The following is a 15,429-nucleotide window of genomic DNA, read 5'->3' as shown; positions in this document are numbered from 1 at the left end:
AGTCGCATGACTGTGGAGGGAACGGGTATGGATCAGGTTCTGAAGGGCCAAGTGGCGGTGATCACCGGCGCCTCCGGCGGTCTTGGCGCGCACTTCGCCCACGTGCTGGCCCGCGCGGGCGCGTCCGTGGCCCTCACGGCGCGGCGTCTCGACATGGTCGAGGCGCATGCCGGCGCCATCGCCGGAGAAGGACACCAGGCCATGGCGCTGAAGCTCGACGTCGCCGACGTGGCGGCGATTGGACCGGCCTTTGACGAGGTCGAGGCGGCGCTCGGCCCGATCTCCATCTTGATCAACAACGCAGGGGTCGGCGGCGACGGCCTGGCGCTGGATCTGTCGCCGGAGACCTGGGATCAGACCTTCGATGTCAATGTCCGCGGCGTGTTCTTCGCCGCGCAGCAGGCCGCCAAGCGCATGATCGCCTCGGGGGTCGGCGAGCGCGGCGAAGGCCGGATCGTCAACATCGCCTCGATCGCCTCGCACACCGTGCTGCCGGGTCTTTCGGCCTACTGCGCGTCCAAGGCCTCGGTGGCCATGCTGACCAAGGGGCTGGCGCGGGAATGGGCGCGCAAGGGCGTGGCCGTGAACGCCATCTGCCCGGGCTACATCGAGACCGACATCAATTCGGACTGGTTCAAGACCGAGGGCGGTCAGAAGCAGATGAAGGGGTTCCCCCGCCGCCGGTTGATGGAGGCCGACGACCTGGACGCCGCCCTGCTGATGCTCGCCGGCCCGGCTGCTCGGGCCATCACAGGGACGATCATCACCATCGACGACGGTCAGTCGCTGCCCGGCGGCGGCTGACGGATTGGCTGACGGAGCGTCATCGCCCTAGGTTGCCGGCAAAGACAGGGAGACGAAGTATGCGCCAAGGACCGCTGACCGGGCTGAAGATCGTTGAGTTTGCGGGCATCGGGCCTGGGCCGTTCTGCGGGATGCTGTTGTCCGACCTCGGCGCCGACGTGGTCAGAATCGACCGCAAGGGCCAGGGGCGGGGGTCCGCTGCCGACATCACCGCCCGTGGCCGGCGCTCGATCGGCCTCGACCTGAAGAACCCGGCGTCCATCGAGACCTGCCTGAAGTTGATGGAGAGCGCCGACGCGGTGTTCGAGGGCTTCCGGCCCGGTGTCATGGAACGGCTCGGCCTGGGACCGGACATCGCCCTGAAGCGCAATCCGAAGCTGGTCTATGGCCGGATGACCGGCTGGGGCCAGTTCGGGCCCTACGCCAACGCCGCCGGGCACGACATGAACTACATCGCCATCACCGGCGCTCTGCACGCGATCGGCACGAGCGAGAAGCCGATTCCGCCGTTGAACCTGGTCGGCGATTTCGGCGGCGGCGCGCTCTACCTGGCGTTCGGCCTGCTGGCCGGCGTGATCAGCGCGCGCGAGACCGGCAAGGGGCAGGTGATCGATTGCGCCATGAGCGACGGCGCGGCCTCGCTGATGTCGATGTTCTACGGCTTCAAGGCCAGCGGCATGTGGAAGGAAGAGCGGCGCGCCAACCTGCTGGATGGCGGCGCCCACTTCTACGACACCTACCAATGCGCCGACGGCAAATGGATTTCGATCGGCTCGATCGAACCGCAGTTCTATGCGCTGCTGCTGGAGAAGACCGGCATCAACGACCCGGCCTTCGCCGCCCAGATGGACCGGGGTCAGTGGGATTCGCTGCGCGACAAGCTCGGCCACGTCATCGCCCAGAAGACCCAGGCCGAGTGGTGCGAGATCATGGACGCGACGGACGTCTGCTTTGCGCCGGTTCTCGATCTGGACGAGGCGCCCAAGCACCCGCACAACGTCGCCCGCGAGACTTTCGTGGAGCTGGCGGGGGTGGTCCAGCCGGCGCCAGCGCCACGGTTCTCGGCCACGCCGGGAGCGATCCAGGGCCCGCCGCCCGCCATCGGCGCCCATGACCGCGAGGCCCTGGGCGATTGGGGCTTCTCAGCCGCCGATATCGACGGGCTCAAGGCGGCCGGGGCCCTGGCGGGATAAGCCGTCCGGATGCTCCCCCAGGCGGGGAGCATCCGCCTCAGCCTTACTTCGTCGGCGCGGTGATCGGGGTGAGGGCGGTCGCGGCCGCCTTCTGAGCCGCGTGGGCGTCCGGCGCCAGCGGGATCAGGCCGCGCTGCTGCAGATAGCCGCCCTTGCCGGTGGCGGCGTCGGAGACGAAGGCGTTCACGTATTCACGCAGGCCGGGCGTGACGCCGATATTGGCCTTCTTCACGTAGATGTAGAGCGAACGGGAGATCGGGTAGGTCCCGTTCGAGATGGTCTCGAAGGTCGGCGCGACCCCGTCGACGGTCGCCGCCTTCACGGTGTCCATGTTGTTCTCGAGGAACGAATAGCCGAAGGCGCCCAGGGCGTTGGGGGTCTTGGTCAAGGTCTGGACGATGGCGTTGTCGTTCTCACCGGAGTCGACCCAGGCGCCGTCGCTGCGGATCGTATGCGCCTTGGCCTTGAACGCGTCTTCGTCGGACTTGTGCAGGGCTTCCATCGCCGGGAGCTTGCGGGCGCCTTTCTCCAGGGCCAGTTCGGCGAAGGCGTCACGGGTGCCGGAGGTGGGCGGCGGGCCATAGACCAGGATCGCCTGGGCCGGCAGGCCGGCGTCGACGTCCTTCCAGGTCTTGGCGGTGTTCTTTTCGAAGCCGGCGCCCGCCGGAATTTCAGCGGCTAAGCCGCGATAGACCTGCTCGAGCTTGAAGTTGTAGGTCGGACCGCCCTTGGCGTTGGCGATCACGATGCCGTCGAAGCCGATCTTGATCTCGACGATGTCGGTGACGCCGTTGGCGGCGCACTGCTCGAACTCCGACTTCTTGATCGGGCGCGAAGCGTTGGCGACGTCCGGGTAGGCCGCGCCCGCCCCGCCGCAGAACAGCTTGAAGCCGCCGCCGGTGCCCAGGCTTTCGACCTTGGCCGGCCGGCCGCCGGTCGTCTTGGCGACGTTCTCGGCCACGCGGGTGGCGAACGGGAAGACGGTGGAGGAACCAGCCGCCCAGACCTGGTCGCGGCCGCTGGCGCTCGGCCCGGCCGCCTTTTCGGCGCCGCCCTTCGGAGCTTGTTGGCCGCAGGCGCTGAGCGCGACGGCGACGACGGCGAGATAGGCGAAAGTCTTCATGGCTTGGCTCCGCACCTGTTGTGCCGTCGCGCTAGCATTGTTGTTTGACGGTTATGTGAAGGTTGGATGACGCGGGGCCAGGTGAACGGGTTCCGCGATCGGCGTTCAGCGGCGGTTCAGCCACGCGGTCCGATAGTGATCCCAGGTTGGTCACCGCAATCTCCCGTCCCTCGACGCGGCGGCCGGCCCCGATGGAACAGACACGCCCATCGGCGGCGCGTCGGCATCCCGAGAGGGACCGGCGCGCCGCTTCCATTTTAGCGCCGCGGCGCGATGATCGCTTGCACGACCGGGCGACCTTGATCAACTTCCGCGCCATGTCGCTGCAGCAGAGATTCCAGCGCCTGCGCGAGATCGACTGGGACCCTACCCATTGGCTGCGTCTGGCGCTTCTTGTCACGGGCCGCGCCTTGAGCCGGCTCTGGGGCAGGGACGTGATGCTGTACGTCGGCGGCGTCTCCTTCTTCGCGATGCTCGCGGTGTTTCCCGGTCTGGCGATCGGCATCGGCGTGTACGGGCTGCTCGCAGATCCGAACGAGGTCGCTCATCAGGCCGAGGCATTGGCGCGGCTGATGCCGTCAGGCGCGCAGAGCCTCTTCGAGGGGGAACTCGAGCGCCTGGCTCAGACGCCCCTGCAGGCGGTTTCGGCCCAGAGCGGTCTGGCCATCCTGATCGGCGGGTACGCCTCCCACCGCGGCTTCAAGGCGCTGCTGGCCGGCCTGTCGTTCATCCATGACGAGGACGCGCCGCGCGGCTTCGTGGGCTTCAACATCATGGCGCTGCTGGTGCTGCTGGCGGCGTTCGCCATGCTGGCCTTCTTCTCGACGATCTTCTTCTATTTCCGCTTCGTGGCGGCGGCCTTCGACCTCAAGCCGCTGGCCGGAGTTCCCTGGCTCTACAGCGAATGGACGTGGGCCAGCTTCGGCCTGACCGTGGCCATGAGCCTGATCTACCGTTTCGCGATGTCCAGCAAACCGGTGGCGTGGCTGCCCTCGATCCTCGGCGGCGCCTCGGCGGCCATCCTCTGCCTGTTCGTTTCCTGGGCCAGCGCCTTCTACGTGGAGCAGATCGCGCACCTGGGCGCGACCTACGGCTCGGTGTCGGCCGTGGTGGTGTTCCTGATCTGGCTGTCCTGGAGCGTGAACGCGGTCTTCTTCGGCGGGGCCTTCGCCACCGAGATCGAGATTGTGCTGGATCAGCGCCGGCAGGCGGCGCTGCCCGATTTGCGCGACCCGCCTAGGCTGGCTTCGCGATCAGAAAACTGAGCACGCCGCCTTCTTCGCCGGACTCCATCACCGTGAAGCCGCCGCCGGCAGCGAAGTGAGGCACATCGATCCGCGCCAGCGGGTCGTCGGCCAGCAGCCGCACGCGGGCGCCTGCCGGCGCATCCTCCAACGCCCGTCGCAAGCGCAGGGTCGGCACCGGACACCGGTGACCGCGCGCATCGACAGTGATCTCGGAAAAAGCCATCGGCCGGCTCACTAGCGCGTCACGGCGGCGAACCCAAGCGGAGCCTTCGCGAGGCGACATCGTTGCGCTGAACTGCCACCCCTGGGCGTAAGCGGGTCTGAGATGCAACCCGAGTTGGGTGCGGGCCGGTATCGGAATGCCTGTAATCTGAACAACTCGTTGGAAACACGCGTAAACCTCGCCGCAACACCTGGCGAGTCATCCTGACCTCGATCCATGAGGTCGGTCGGGATGCAGTCACTTTCGCGAAGGTTCCAGCTCACGCTCGGCGTGTTGTCGTTGGTGGTCACCGTGCTGGGGACCCTCGGCGCCTTCGTCGTTTTCCAGCAGGAGCTCTCCAACCGCCAGATCGCCTTTCTCGCCGACTATGTGAGAGAGCGCAGCAGCAACGTCGACAAGCGCTTCTCGAACCTCGAGAACCTGCACAAGTCGGCGGCCGCGGAGCTCGAGCGGCGCGTGAAGCTGTTGTCGCCGCAAGACGTCGATCGGCTGGCCGATCAATACTACCCCTTGCGAGCCGACGGCACGCGGCGCAGCCGACCCGAGTTCTTCGACGGACACCTCGGCCGGACCGGCGAGTTCACCTACGGCATGGGCGCGCTTCTCACGCGGCCTGAGACCATCGCTCAGGAACAGAAGGCCGCGTTGGTGGCGGCGTTCGAGATCGTTTCCGACTTCGGCCAGGCTGCGCACGGCGAGTACGACAACTTCTACTTCTTCACGCCCGGCACCCGCCTGGTGATGTTCGGGCCCGACCGGCCGGACAAGCTGATCTTCTATCGCGAAGAAGCGCCCGCTGACCTCGACCTCAGCCAGGAGGAGATGTCCAGCCTCACCCTGCCGGAGAACAATCCGACCCGGGCGACCCGCTGCACCAATCTCCAGCGCCTGATCCAGGACAATCACGGCGAGCGGCTGGCTACGGGCTGCCTGACCCCGGCCTATGTCGATGGCCGCTACATCGGCTCGTTCGGTTCCTCCATCGAGCTGACCGGCTTCTTCCTCAATGCGATCCGCAACACCTTGCCGGGCGCGTCCAATCTCGTGGTCACGAGCAAGGGCGAGTTGATCGCCTATCCGGGCTTCGAGACCCCCGGCCGCGCCTCCGAAGACACCATCGCCGGCTACGAGCGCCGGCTCGGGGTCAAAGCGCTGGTCAAGGCGATCCGCGCCGAGGGCAAGGACCAAGGGGTCATCCACAATCCGACGCGCGACGAGATCGTCGCCTATGGCCGCCTGGCCGGCCCAGACTGGTATCTGCTGCTGACCTATCCGAAGTCGGCGGTCACCTGGTCGGCGATGCGCTCGGCGTCCTGGGTGCTGTTGCTGGGCGTCATTGCCGCGGTGGCGCAGATGCTGCTGCTCGTGGCGCTGGCGCGCCGGACCATCGTCCAGCCGCTTCGCCGGCTGGCCGCCTCCTGCGAGCCCGAGGCCTTCGGTGAGCACGAGCGCCCGGATGTGACCGAGGTCGAGGCGCGCAATGACGAGATCGGGGTGCTGGCCAAGGCGTTGCGCAACGAGCGCGTCAAGGTCGACGAGGTCTTGGCCTCGCTCGAGGACAGGGTGCATGAGCGGACCGCCCAACTGGAGCGCGCCAACGCCGAGAAGTCACGCTTTCTGGCCAATATGAGCCATGAACTGCGCACGCCTCTGAATGGCGTCATCGCCATCTCCGAGACCCTGGCGCATGAGCAGACCACGCCGAAGAGCCGTGAACTGGCCGAGCTGATCGTCTCCTCCGGGCGTCTGCTGGAGCAGGTGCTGACCGACATCCTCGACTTCTCGAAGATCGAGGCCGGGGAGATCGTTCTGGCCCGCGAGCCGTTCTCGATGCGCAACATCGTCGGCCGGATCGCCGAACTGCACCGCGCCTCGGCCGAGGCCAAGGGCCTTACCGTCGCCTGGAGCCTTGATCCGGAGGTCGACCGTCGTTTCGTCGGCGATCAGGTTCGCCTGACGCAGGTGTTGTCGAATCTGCTCTCCAACGCTGTGAAGTTCACGGAAGCGGGCTCGGTGTCGCTGCGCGTGGAAGACCAGGGCGGCGCAGTGCGGTTCGTGGTCGCTGACACGGGCATCGGCTTCGGCGACGACGTGAAAGCCCGCCTGTTCCGCCGGTTCGAGCAGGCGGACGCCTCCATTCGCCGCCGCTTTGGCGGCACGGGCCTTGGCCTCGCCATCAGCCGCTCGCTGGTCGAGCTGATGGGCGGCGAGATCGGCGTGGAGTCGCAAGAGGGGGTCGGTTCCAGCTTCGCCTTCACCCTGCCGCTGGAGCACGCCGAGGGCGAGGCCGTGGTTGTGGCGGCCGCTTCCACCGAGAGCTTCGACCTCTGCGGCCTGCGGGTGCTGCTGGCCGAGGACCATCCGACCAACCAGAAGGTCGTGCAGCTGATCCTGGAATCGGTCGGCGTGGAGCCGCTGATCGTCGAGAACGGCGCCCTGGCGCTGGCCGCCCTGCGCGCCGAACGCTTCGATGTCGTGTTGATGGACATGCAGATGCCGGAGCTCGACGGCCTGTCGGCCACCTCGATGCTCCGGGAGTACGAGGCCGACCGCGGACTGCCGCGAACCCCGGTGATCATGCTGACCGCCAACGCCCTCGACGAGCATATGCGGGCCAGCGCAGAGGTCGGCGCCGACCTTCACCTTTCCAAACCGATCCGCGCCGTCGCCCTGATCGAGGCGATCGTGGCGGCGACCAGTGGCGAACTTCAGCCCGAGAACACCGCTTCGGCGGCCAGCGCGGTCAGCACCCGGTAGTCGCCGGGCGCCAGATCGTCTGGCAGGATCAGGCCGCCGATCCGATCGCGGTGTAGGGCGGTGACGTGATTGCCGACCGCGGCGAACATCCGCCGAACCTGGTGATAGCGGCCTTCCTCGATCAACAGGCGCGCGCGCTTCTCGCCCAGCGGCTCCAGAACGGCGGGCAACAGCGGCTTTTCCTCGCCTTCCAGCATCAGCGTCCCGGCGGCGAACACCGCGCCTTCCTCGCCATTCAGCGGGCGATCCAGCTCGGCGATGTAGCTCTTCTGGACGTGACGCCTGGGCGAGATCACGCGGTGCAGGAAGTCGCCGTCGTCAGTGATCAGCAGCAGGCCCGAGGTTTCCTTATCCAACCTGCCGACGCTTGAAAGGACCGGATCACGCACCCGCCAGCGCGGCGGCAGCAGATCGTAGATCCGCTCGCCGGTCTCCTTGTGCGAGCAGACGACGCCAAGCGGCTTATGCAGCATCACGATCATCGGCGGCGGCGGATCGACCGGCTTGCCCATCACCAGCATCCGCTGCGGCAGGTCGGGCCCGATTGCGATGCGCGCACCCGCGTCGGTGAGCGCCACGCCGTCGAGGACGATCTGGCGGGCCGCGACCAGCCCATGCATCTCCTTGCGGCTGCCATAGCCGAGATTGGCCAGCAGGCGGTCGAGCCGCATGGTCGGCGTCTTGCTCATCGGCGAGCCTCGTAGATCTTGAAACCGCCGCCTTCGGCGATCGGGCGCACCGCCTTGAAGCTCTCGCCCAGGACAGTCTCGTAGGGCAGGTGGCGATTGGCCGTCAGCCACAGGCTACCGCCGGGTCGCAGCGCCGCGGCGGCCGCGCGGATGAACGCCTGGCCGAGCGCGCGGTCCTCCTGTCCACCGTCATGGAAGGGCGGGTTCATGACGATGAAGTGGAGTCCGCTTAGGGCCTTGGCGGCGTCGCGAACATCGGCCCACTCGAAGCGGACCCGTTCGTCGATGACATTGTGCCGGGCGCAATCGACCGCACGGCGATCGAGGTCGATCAGGGCCAGGCTCGCAACGGCGGGCGAGGTGAGGACGCCGCGCGCCAGCCAGCCGACTCCGCAGCCGAAGTCCGCGCCGGAACCGGCCAGCTGCGGCATGTTCGCCATCAACAGTTCGCTGCCAGGGTCCAGGCGATCCCAGCTGAACACGCCTGGCTGCGACCACAGGCCCAGCGGTAGAATGCGCGGCGCGCCTTCAGCCAGGGCGTCGGCCAGATCCAACGCGTTGGCGGGCCGCTCGACCTCGCAGATCCGGTGATGGCGGCGCGAGGTCTCGGCGACGTCGCAGCCGAGGCCTTGCAGGGTCTTCTTCAGCCGCAGGCCGCCGCGATCCTTGGGGGCCGCCGCCGCCAGGGTCCCGCCGGGTTTCAGCACCCGCAGCGCCTGGGCGAGCAGGTAGCGCGCTTCGATGGCCCCGCCCGGGACGAGCAGGACGATCTCGTCCAAGGAACCATCGGCCATGGCGGCGAAGTCCTCAGAACCGGGGATTAGCGGCGAAACCTGGCGCGCGCCCTTCGGCGTCTCGATGACGTCGGGCGGCGGGTTTCCATAGACGGCGGTGTTCAATTGCAGGTCCGGGACGATTCTGGGGTCGCTATGTGTAGGCGATCATGCGCCCCAGCGCCGCGACGATCAGCCAAAGCGCGATCGAGCCTGCCGCCATCAGGCGTCCGATGAGCGGCAAGTCCCAGTTTCGCAACTGGCGGCCCCATAGCACGCGGAACGCCAAGGCGTTAGCGAGGGCCAGGACGATCAGCAGCAACTTCCACTGAAAGACTGGCGACCGGACCAGGCTGGCCGCATCGGCGGCGAACAGGGTCAGCCCGCTGGGAACCATCAGCGCAAGTCCGGCGATGGCGATCGGGGTGAGCGCGCGGGCCAAATGGTCGCCGGATATGCGTCGCCAGACGCCAGCCAAACGCAGGTCCAGCACGCCAATGGCTCCGACCAGCATGACCAGTCCGAGCAGATTGGCGACCGGATAGGCGTATGACGAGCCGCGCGCCCAGGCTCCGAACGGCGAGGCCTGCAGCACCTGGGCGAGGTAGACGACCCCCTCCAACGCCTAGCGCAGTTCGACAACGACGCCGTTGACCGTGACGCGCTCGATCCGCATCTCCGGCGCGCCGTCTTTGCGGGGATAACCCTCGAGCGTCACGGGTTTGCCTGTGGTGAGCATCGGTTGGGTGAGGCCGCGGGCTTCCATCCGCGCTGTTGGGGCCAGGACCACATCCCAGACCTTGCCTTGATAGCGAACCTTGGCCGCCCCGTGTGGATTGCCCCATGTCGCGTTGGTCAGCGGCGCAGTGATCTTGATGGTCTTGTCCGCGTCATACGAACTCCACCCATGATGGGCGAGGGCCGCCGACGGGAGCACCAGCGGGACCGCGACGGCGAGCGCGACGAGATATTTGAGCATGAGGGCCTCCAGGGCGAACCCTGGCAGAACGCCGCTGCGCTGAACTTCGTCGCATCGCAGTCGTTTTCGGCTGCGGCGTAAAGCCATCGCGCGTACCGTCGGCTTGCCGTTCGGCCCATAATGGGCCTAGTCGTTCGCGGTCCGGGGCGATCGCGCCTGTTTCGCACCACATTCCTGTGGAACTCGTCCGTCCCTGATTGTGGAATCGCGGGCGGTCGCGGCAGGGACGTACGAGGAGTTTTCAAAGCATGTCAGTGACACCCCCGAACGGAACGCGAGCAGGCGTTATGCAGCTGAAGCCGCGGATCGTGGTCTTTGGGGTGGGCGGCGCTGGCGTCAACGCCGTGAACAACATGATCGAGTCGGGCCTCGAGGGCGTCGACTTCGTGGTGGCCAACACCGACGCCCAGCAATTGTCGCTGTCGCTAGCCAGCCAGCGGATCCAGCTCGGGGTGCGCGTCACCCAGGGACTGGGCGCCGGCGCCAATCCCAATGCCGGCCTCAGCGCGGCTGAAGAGTCGGCCGAGGAAATCATCCACTACCTCGACGGTGCGGACATGGTGTTCATCACCGCGGGCATGGGTGGCGGCACTGGGACCGGCGCAGCGCCGTTCGTGGCCCGATGCGCGCGCGAGCGCGGCATCCTGACGGTGGGTGTTGTGTCCAAGCCGTTCCGCTTCGAGGGACGCCACCGCATGCGCCTGGCCGAGGCCGGCCTGCAGGAGCTGCAGCAGTACGTCGACACCTCGATCATCGTGCCGAACCAGAACCTGTTCCGCGTCGCCACCGAACAGACCACCTTCGCCGACGCCTTCGGCATGGCCGACCAGGTGCTGCATTCGGGCGTGCGCTCGATCACCGACCTGATGGTGCTGCCGGGTCTGATCAACCTCGACTTCGCCGACGTGCTGAGCGTCATGGGCGGCATGGGCAACGCCATGATGGGCACGGGCGAGGGCGTGGGCAGCGATCGCGCCGCGGTCGCCGCGCACAACGCCATCCAGAACCCGCTGCTGGACGAGACCTCGCTGGCCGGCGCCAAGGCGGTGCTGATCAACGTCACCGGCGGCACCGACATGACCCTGCTGGAGGTCGACGAGGCCGCCAACGTCATCGCCGATCAGGCCGATCCAGACGCCAACATCATCTTCGGCGCGGCGTTCGATCCTTCCCTGGAAGGCAAGCTGCGCGTGTCCGTGGTGGCCACCGGCATGAATGGCGTCAATGGCGTCAATGGCGTCGAAGCCCCGACCCAAGCGTCCGCCCAACAAACATCGCCGGTGCACGGCGACGCCGGCCAGCCGCAGCAACCCCGGCGCTTCTGGTAGATTTCGCTAGAAGCTGAAGGTCAACCCGAGCAGCGGTCCGGAGAACGAGGCGTCGTAGTTCAGGCGGTCGCCCTCGAACTGGGTCGAGTAGAAGCGGTAGCCGCCGAGAACCTCGAAGTTGTCGTTGAATCGGTAGGTCAGATAGGCCTGCAGTTCATAGAGGTTGTCGGACGAGACGCCAAAGCCGCCGGCCGTGGCTATTCCGTGGACGCCGAAGTGCTCGGTGAAGCGGGCCTTGCCCCGCACGCCGATCACCGGGTCCCACAGGTCCTCTTCGACGGAGCCGCTGATGCCGCGGTTCGCCGCGTTGACGTTCACCTCTGTATCGACGCCGAGGTAATGAGCCCCGCCGAGCAGATCGATGCTGCTTGTTTCGGTCTCGTAGGCCCTCCAATAGCCGACGATCATGCCCTTGGTGCCGGAGATCGTGACCGAACCGTCGATCGCCGGGAGCTGCCCGACGGTGATGTCCTTGTCGCCTTCGATCTCATAGTAGGTGAGGTCGGCGATCCCGCCGAAACGTCCATACCGGACTTCGGCCGACCCAGTGAACGCACCGTCCAGGTTGACGTCATCGAAGCTGACCGATACGTCGCGGTCGAACCGCTCGTTGATATCATTGATATTGCGGGACGCCTTGGCCGTGACATCCCCGCTCGGGAACGCCAGCCAGACATAGGGCGTAATGTGGAACTCCCAATCGTCCTGCGCCGACGCAGGCGTGACAGCCGCCCCGAGTGTCAGGGCCAGTACCGACGCCGCCAATCTGCGCATTTAGAGCTCCTTCCCGGATCAGACTGCATGATGCGGTCAATGAGGAGGAGGCGGCTCCTAGGGAAAACCCTGACGCCGACCTGAGAAAGAACCTACTCCACGGGCTTGAGGCGATAAGCCGCCTCGTCCAGTTCGCCCTCCCAGCGGGCGACCGTCACGGCGGTGGAAAGATCGCTGGTGGCGTTGGTGATGGTCCGCGTCATGTCCAGCAGCCGGTCGAACGGCAGGACGAAACCGACCACCAGCGCGGTCTGTTCCGCGCCCAGGCCGATCACCTGCAGGACCGCCGCCAGCATGAACAGCGAGGCCGACGGGACCGGGGCCGTGCCCAGGGCGACGACCGTCGTGGCCAGGCCGAGCATCACGTACTGGGCGAAGTTCAGCTCCACGCCGAACGCCTGGGCCGACAGGGTCGCCAGGAGGGCCACGTAGAGCGCCGTGCCGTCCATGCTCAGCGTCACCCCAAGCGGCAGGGCCGTAGAGCTGACGGCGTGGCTGACGCCGAGGTTCTTCTCCGCCACCCGCATCGCCACCGGCAAGGTCGCGGCGCTGGAGGAGGTGGAGAAGGCGATCGCCACCGCGTCGGTGATGTCGCGGAAGAACGGCAATACGGGCAATCGCGCGAACAGCCGGATCAGGCCGCCATGGACCAGCAGGGTCTGGATCGCGCAGCCTACGACTAGGGCCGCCGCCAGCTTGGCCACGTGCAGGAACGCCCCAGGCCCCGACGTGCCCATCACCCAGGCGACCAGGGCGAACACGCCGAAGGGCGCTACCTCCATGATGAACCGGACGATCTGCAGCATGACGTCGGCGCCGAGCTGGAACAGCTGGCCCAGCGGCTCGCCGCGCGGGGCGATGGCCAGGATGCCAAGCCCGACCAGGATGCCGAAGAAGATCACCGACTGGATGTCGCCCTCCGCCAGGGCGGCGATCGGGTTGGTCGGGATGATGCTCATCAGGTGCTCGCCGAGGCTCGGCGGGGCCTTGGCGACTTCCTGCGGCGTCGCGCCGGCCAGATCCATGCCGACGCCGGGCTGGAACAGCGTGCCCATGGTCAGCCCAACCGTGACGGCGAAGACTGTGAGGGTCAGGTAGATGGCCAGGGTCTTGACCCCGATAGACCCAAGCCGACGGGGGTCGCCCATCGCTGCGATGCCGGAGACGATGGAGAAGAAGACCAGCGGCGCGACCACCATCCGGATCAACCGGATAAAGACGTCGCCCATCCACTTCAGCTGGACTGCGTTCTCGCCGAGCGCGATCCCGACCGCCGTCCCCAGGGCAAGGGCCAGCAGGATGCGCTTCCACAATGTCACGCCGAACCAATACCGGGCGACGAACCGACCCATTCCGCCGGAGGGGGCCTTGGGCGTCTGCGCTTCCGGGTCGAAGGTCATCAACACATCCTCGTCGGCTGCAAAGGCCGACGATGGCGCGTCCGGCAATCCGCCGCCAGTCTTCCTTGGCGGCGGAGCCTGCGAAGACCGCTAGCGGCGCTTCAAGCGGCAGCCGCTTTCGGAGTCCGTAGCGCGGTCAACAAAGTCGAGCCGCCGGACACGAAGAGGGCGGCTGCGGCGATCAGGTAGGGGCAATCCGGCCGCCCGGCCGCGCCGCAGATCGCGCCGAGCTCGGCGACGCCGCGCGCCGCCAGCCAGGCCAGTTCGGCGCTCACCGCCGCGCTGATGAGCATGGCCGCGCCCGCGGCGGTGACCAGGTCTGATTTCAGTTCGCGCATGATGTCCTCTCCGAGCTGCGGGCCAGCCTGACCGTGGTCCGAGGCCGCCGCCTTGACCGAAATCAATGCCGCAGGCCGCCGGCGGGCGTCTGGTGCCCCATCGCTGTCACCACGACTCGCCTGGGGGACCATGACCACCTTGCCGGCCACAGAGAGCAGGGCGCCGCTTGATGCCGTGCTGCTCTTCGTCCTGATAGGCCTCTGCGCCTTCGGGGCGCTTCTCGCCACCGCCTTTACCGCCGATCCGCTGTTCCGGTTCCACGGCTGGATCTTCCTGGGGGCCTTCATCGCCGCGCTGTCGGTGCTGACGGTCGGGATCAATTCCGGCCGCCTCCGCTCGTCTGACGAGCGCTATGCCGACGGCGTGGTCAGGGCAGGGGTGATCGCCACCATGTTCTGGGCGGTCGTCGGCCTAGCCGCAGGCGTGCTCATCGCCGCCCAACTCTCCTGGCCGACCATCTTCTACTTCCCGGAGGCCGGCTGGCTGAACTTCGGCCGCCTGAGGCCGCTGCACACCTCGGGCGTGATCTTCGCGTTCGGCGGCAACGCCCTGATCGCCACGTCCTTCTATGTGGTCCAGCGGACCTGCCGGGCACGGCTGGCCGGCGGCGTGTGGCCCTGGTTCGTGTTCTGGGGCTACCAGCTGTTCATCGTGCTGGCCGCGACCGGCTACCTGGCCGGCATCACCCAGTCGCGCGAGTACGCCGAGCCGGAGTGGTACGTCGACCTCTGGCTGACCGTCGTCTGGGTCGCCTACCTGCTGGTCTTCCTGGGAACGATCTGGAAGCGCAAGGAACCCCACATCTACGTGGCTAACTGGTTCTACCTGGCCTTCATCGTCACCATCGCGCTGCTGCACATCGTCAACAACCTGGCCGTCCCGGTCGGGGCCTTGAGCAGCCGCAGCTATTCGCTGTTCGCCGGGGTGCAGGACGCCCTGCTGCAGTGGTGGTACGGCCACAACGCCGTCGGCTTCCTCCTCACCGCCGGCTTCCTGGCGATGATGTACTACTTCGTGCCCAAGCGCGCGGAGCGGCCGGTCTATTCGTACCGGCTGTCCATCGTCCACTTCTGGTCGCTGATCTTCATCTACATCTGGGCCGGTCCGCACCACCTGCACTACACGGCGCTGCCGCAGTGGGCCCAGACCTTGGGCATGACCTTCTCGATCATGCTGTGGATGCCGTCCTGGGGCGGGATGATCAACGGCCTGATGACCCTGTCAGGGGCCTGGGACAAGCTGCGCACCGATCCCGTCATCCGCATGATGGCCGTGTCGATCGCCTTCTACGGCATGTCGACCTTCGAAGGCCCGCTGATGTCGATCCGCGAGGTCAACGCGCTCAGCCACTACACCGACTGGACCATTGGCCACGTGCACTCCGGCGCGCTCGGCTGGGTCGGCTTCATCTCGTTCGGCGCGGTCTACTGCCTGGTGCCCTGGCTCTGGAAGAAGGAGCGTCTCTACTCGACCCGGCTGGCCGAGTGGCACTTCTGGATCGCGACCCTGGGGATCCTTCTCTACATCTGCGCGATGTGGGTCTCCGGGATCATGGAAGGCCTGATGTGGCGCGAGTACACGCCCCAAGGCTACCTCGCGAACTCCTTCGTCGAGACCGTCGCGGCCAAGCATATCGAGAACGTCATCCGCACGATCGGGGGTCTCATGTACCTCTCTGGCGCGGTGATCATGTCCTACAACCTGTGGCGCACGATCCGCATGCCCAGCTCGGCGCCCAGCGCCCAGAGCCTGGCCGGTCCCGCCCCCGCGCTCGTCGCGGCCGAGTAAGGCGAGGCCCCG

Annotated in this window: 14 protein-coding genes and 1 pseudogene; 6 read left to right on the top strand and 9 right to left on the bottom strand. The window is 67.1% G+C overall.

Translation table 11 applies throughout. The features are described 5' to 3' along the window. The first annotated feature begins 27 nt into the window (after positions 1 to 27). Together AC1DQJ_RS04440 and AC1DQJ_RS04435 are read left to right on the top strand one after the other, a co-directional pair. On the top strand, positions 28 to 804 hold the full coding sequence (locus AC1DQJ_RS04440; RefSeq protein ID WP_477600657.1) for an SDR family NAD(P)-dependent oxidoreductase: 777 nt from the start codon (positions 28 to 30) through the stop codon (positions 802 to 804). Positions 805 to 863: 59 nt separating this feature from the next. Next, positions 864 to 1,997, top strand: a complete 1,134-nt coding sequence (locus AC1DQJ_RS04435) for a CaiB/BaiF CoA transferase family protein (protein WP_477600655.1) — start codon at positions 864 to 866, stop codon at positions 1,995 to 1,997. Between the two features lie 43 nt (positions 1,998 to 2,040). On the opposite strand, the gene AC1DQJ_RS04430 is transcribed toward AC1DQJ_RS04435, so the two are convergent. Further along, complete coding sequence (locus AC1DQJ_RS04430) at positions 2,041 to 3,120, bottom strand: substrate-binding domain-containing protein (protein WP_477600653.1); 1,080 nt, start codon at positions 3,118 to 3,120, stop codon at positions 2,041 to 2,043. Positions 3,121 to 3,437: 317 nt separating this feature from the next. Between AC1DQJ_RS04430 and AC1DQJ_RS04425 the strand changes: the two genes are divergently transcribed. Next, positions 3,438 to 4,385, top strand: a complete 948-nt coding sequence (locus AC1DQJ_RS04425) for a YihY/virulence factor BrkB family protein (protein ID WP_477601104.1) — start codon at positions 3,438 to 3,440, stop codon at positions 4,383 to 4,385. Here the strand turns inward: AC1DQJ_RS04425 and AC1DQJ_RS04420 are convergent. After that, positions 4,357 to 4,590, bottom strand: coding sequence for a sulfurtransferase TusA family protein (locus tag AC1DQJ_RS04420; protein WP_477600651.1), 234 nt, complete (start codon positions 4,588 to 4,590; stop codon positions 4,357 to 4,359). The genes AC1DQJ_RS04425 and AC1DQJ_RS04420 overlap by 29 nt on opposite strands. A 231-nt stretch (positions 4,591 to 4,821) precedes the next feature. Here AC1DQJ_RS04420 and AC1DQJ_RS04415 point away from each other — a divergent pair, with 231 nt between their 5' ends. Beyond that, entirely contained in the window at positions 4,822 to 7,347 is a 2,526-nt protein-coding gene (locus AC1DQJ_RS04415; protein ID WP_477600649.1) for an ATP-binding protein, read from the top strand. On the opposite strand, the gene AC1DQJ_RS04410 is transcribed toward AC1DQJ_RS04415, so the two are convergent. From AC1DQJ_RS04410 to AC1DQJ_RS04395, 4 genes are read right to left on the bottom strand one after another with little or no spacing between them, the layout of a single operon-like run. After that, on the bottom strand, positions 7,299 to 8,036 hold the full coding sequence (locus AC1DQJ_RS04410; protein ID WP_477600647.1) for a pseudouridine synthase: 738 nt from the start codon (positions 8,034 to 8,036) through the stop codon (positions 7,299 to 7,301). The genes AC1DQJ_RS04415 and AC1DQJ_RS04410 overlap by 49 nt on opposite strands. Continuing rightward, complete coding sequence (locus AC1DQJ_RS04405) at positions 8,033 to 8,935, bottom strand: class I SAM-dependent methyltransferase (RefSeq protein WP_477600645.1); 903 nt, start codon at positions 8,933 to 8,935, stop codon at positions 8,033 to 8,035. The genes AC1DQJ_RS04410 and AC1DQJ_RS04405 overlap by 4 nt, the downstream gene beginning before the upstream one ends. Positions 8,936 to 8,963: 28 nt before the next feature. Next, positions 8,964 to 9,431, bottom strand: a complete 468-nt coding sequence (locus AC1DQJ_RS04400) for a hypothetical protein (RefSeq protein ID WP_477600643.1) — start codon at positions 9,429 to 9,431, stop codon at positions 8,964 to 8,966. 3 nt (positions 9,432 to 9,434) lie between these two features. Then, complete coding sequence (locus tag AC1DQJ_RS04395) at positions 9,435 to 9,788, bottom strand: DUF6152 family protein (protein ID WP_477600641.1); 354 nt, start codon at positions 9,786 to 9,788, stop codon at positions 9,435 to 9,437. Between the two features lie 287 nt (positions 9,789 to 10,075). On the opposite strand from AC1DQJ_RS04395, the pseudogene ftsZ reads away from it, so the two are divergent. Beyond that, positions 10,076 to 11,009, top strand: a pseudogene (gene ftsZ, locus AC1DQJ_RS04390) (cell division protein FtsZ); the annotation flags it as partial. Between the two features lie 113 nt (positions 11,010 to 11,122). Here the strand turns inward: ftsZ and AC1DQJ_RS04385 are convergent. The 3 genes from AC1DQJ_RS04385 to AC1DQJ_RS04375 all read right to left on the bottom strand — a co-directional run bounded on the left by AC1DQJ_RS04385 (position 11,123) and on the right by AC1DQJ_RS04375 (position 13,628). Beyond that, positions 11,123 to 11,890 (bottom strand): hypothetical protein, encoded by a 768-nt coding sequence (locus AC1DQJ_RS04385; RefSeq protein ID WP_477600639.1) that lies wholly within the window; start codon positions 11,888 to 11,890, stop codon positions 11,123 to 11,125. A 92-nt stretch (positions 11,891 to 11,982) separates the two neighbouring features. After that, complete coding sequence (locus AC1DQJ_RS04380; protein WP_477600637.1) at positions 11,983 to 13,290, bottom strand: dicarboxylate/amino acid:cation symporter; 1,308 nt, start codon at positions 13,288 to 13,290, stop codon at positions 11,983 to 11,985. Between the two features lie 101 nt (positions 13,291 to 13,391). Further along, the gene (locus tag AC1DQJ_RS04375; protein WP_477600635.1) at positions 13,392 to 13,628 is read right to left on the bottom strand and encodes a hypothetical protein; all 237 of its coding nucleotides are present in this window, start codon (positions 13,626 to 13,628) and stop codon (positions 13,392 to 13,394) included. 130 nt (positions 13,629 to 13,758) lie between these two features. On the opposite strand from AC1DQJ_RS04375, the gene ccoN reads away from it, so the two are divergent. Next, positions 13,759 to 15,417 carry a cytochrome-c oxidase, cbb3-type subunit I gene (gene ccoN / locus AC1DQJ_RS04370; protein WP_477600633.1) on the top strand — a complete coding sequence of 553 codons (1,659 nt, stop codon included), beginning with the start codon at positions 13,759 to 13,761 and terminating at the stop codon, positions 15,415 to 15,417. Positions 15,418 to 15,429: the final 12 nt, after the last annotated feature.

It is taken from the genome of Phenylobacterium sp. P4_E10 (genome assembly GCF_056401675.1).
This window is presented reverse-complemented; position numbering and strand designations above follow the sequence as displayed.

Coding starts and splice junctions, on each gene's coding strand:
- AC1DQJ_RS04435 (WP_477600655.1), top strand. CDS start 864: ATGCGCCAAGGACCGCTGACCGGGCTGAAGATCGTTGAGTTTGCGGGC.
- AC1DQJ_RS04395 (WP_477600641.1), bottom strand. CDS start 9,788: ATGCTCAAATATCTCGTCGCGCTCGCCGTCGCGGTCCCGCTGGTGCTC.
- AC1DQJ_RS04420 (WP_477600651.1), bottom strand. CDS start 4,590: ATGGCTTTTTCCGAGATCACTGTCGATGCGCGCGGTCACCGGTGTCCG.
- AC1DQJ_RS04430 (WP_477600653.1), bottom strand. CDS start 3,120: ATGAAGACTTTCGCCTATCTCGCCGTCGTCGCCGTCGCGCTCAGCGCC.
- AC1DQJ_RS04385 (WP_477600639.1), bottom strand. CDS start 11,890: ATGCGCAGATTGGCGGCGTCGGTACTGGCCCTGACACTCGGGGCGGCT.
- AC1DQJ_RS04410 (WP_477600647.1), bottom strand. CDS start 8,036: ATGAGCAAGACGCCGACCATGCGGCTCGACCGCCTGCTGGCCAATCTC.
- ccoN (WP_477600633.1), top strand. CDS start 13,759: ATGACCACCTTGCCGGCCACAGAGAGCAGGGCGCCGCTTGATGCCGTG.
- AC1DQJ_RS04380 (WP_477600637.1), bottom strand. CDS start 13,290: ATGACCTTCGACCCGGAAGCGCAGACGCCCAAGGCCCCCTCCGGCGGA.
- AC1DQJ_RS04440 (WP_477600657.1), top strand. CDS start 28: ATGGATCAGGTTCTGAAGGGCCAAGTGGCGGTGATCACCGGCGCCTCC.
- AC1DQJ_RS04425 (WP_477601104.1), top strand. CDS start 3,438: ATGTCGCTGCAGCAGAGATTCCAGCGCCTGCGCGAGATCGACTGGGAC.
- AC1DQJ_RS04415 (WP_477600649.1), top strand. CDS start 4,822: ATGCAGTCACTTTCGCGAAGGTTCCAGCTCACGCTCGGCGTGTTGTCG.
- AC1DQJ_RS04375 (WP_477600635.1), bottom strand. CDS start 13,628: ATGCGCGAACTGAAATCAGACCTGGTCACCGCCGCGGGCGCGGCCATG.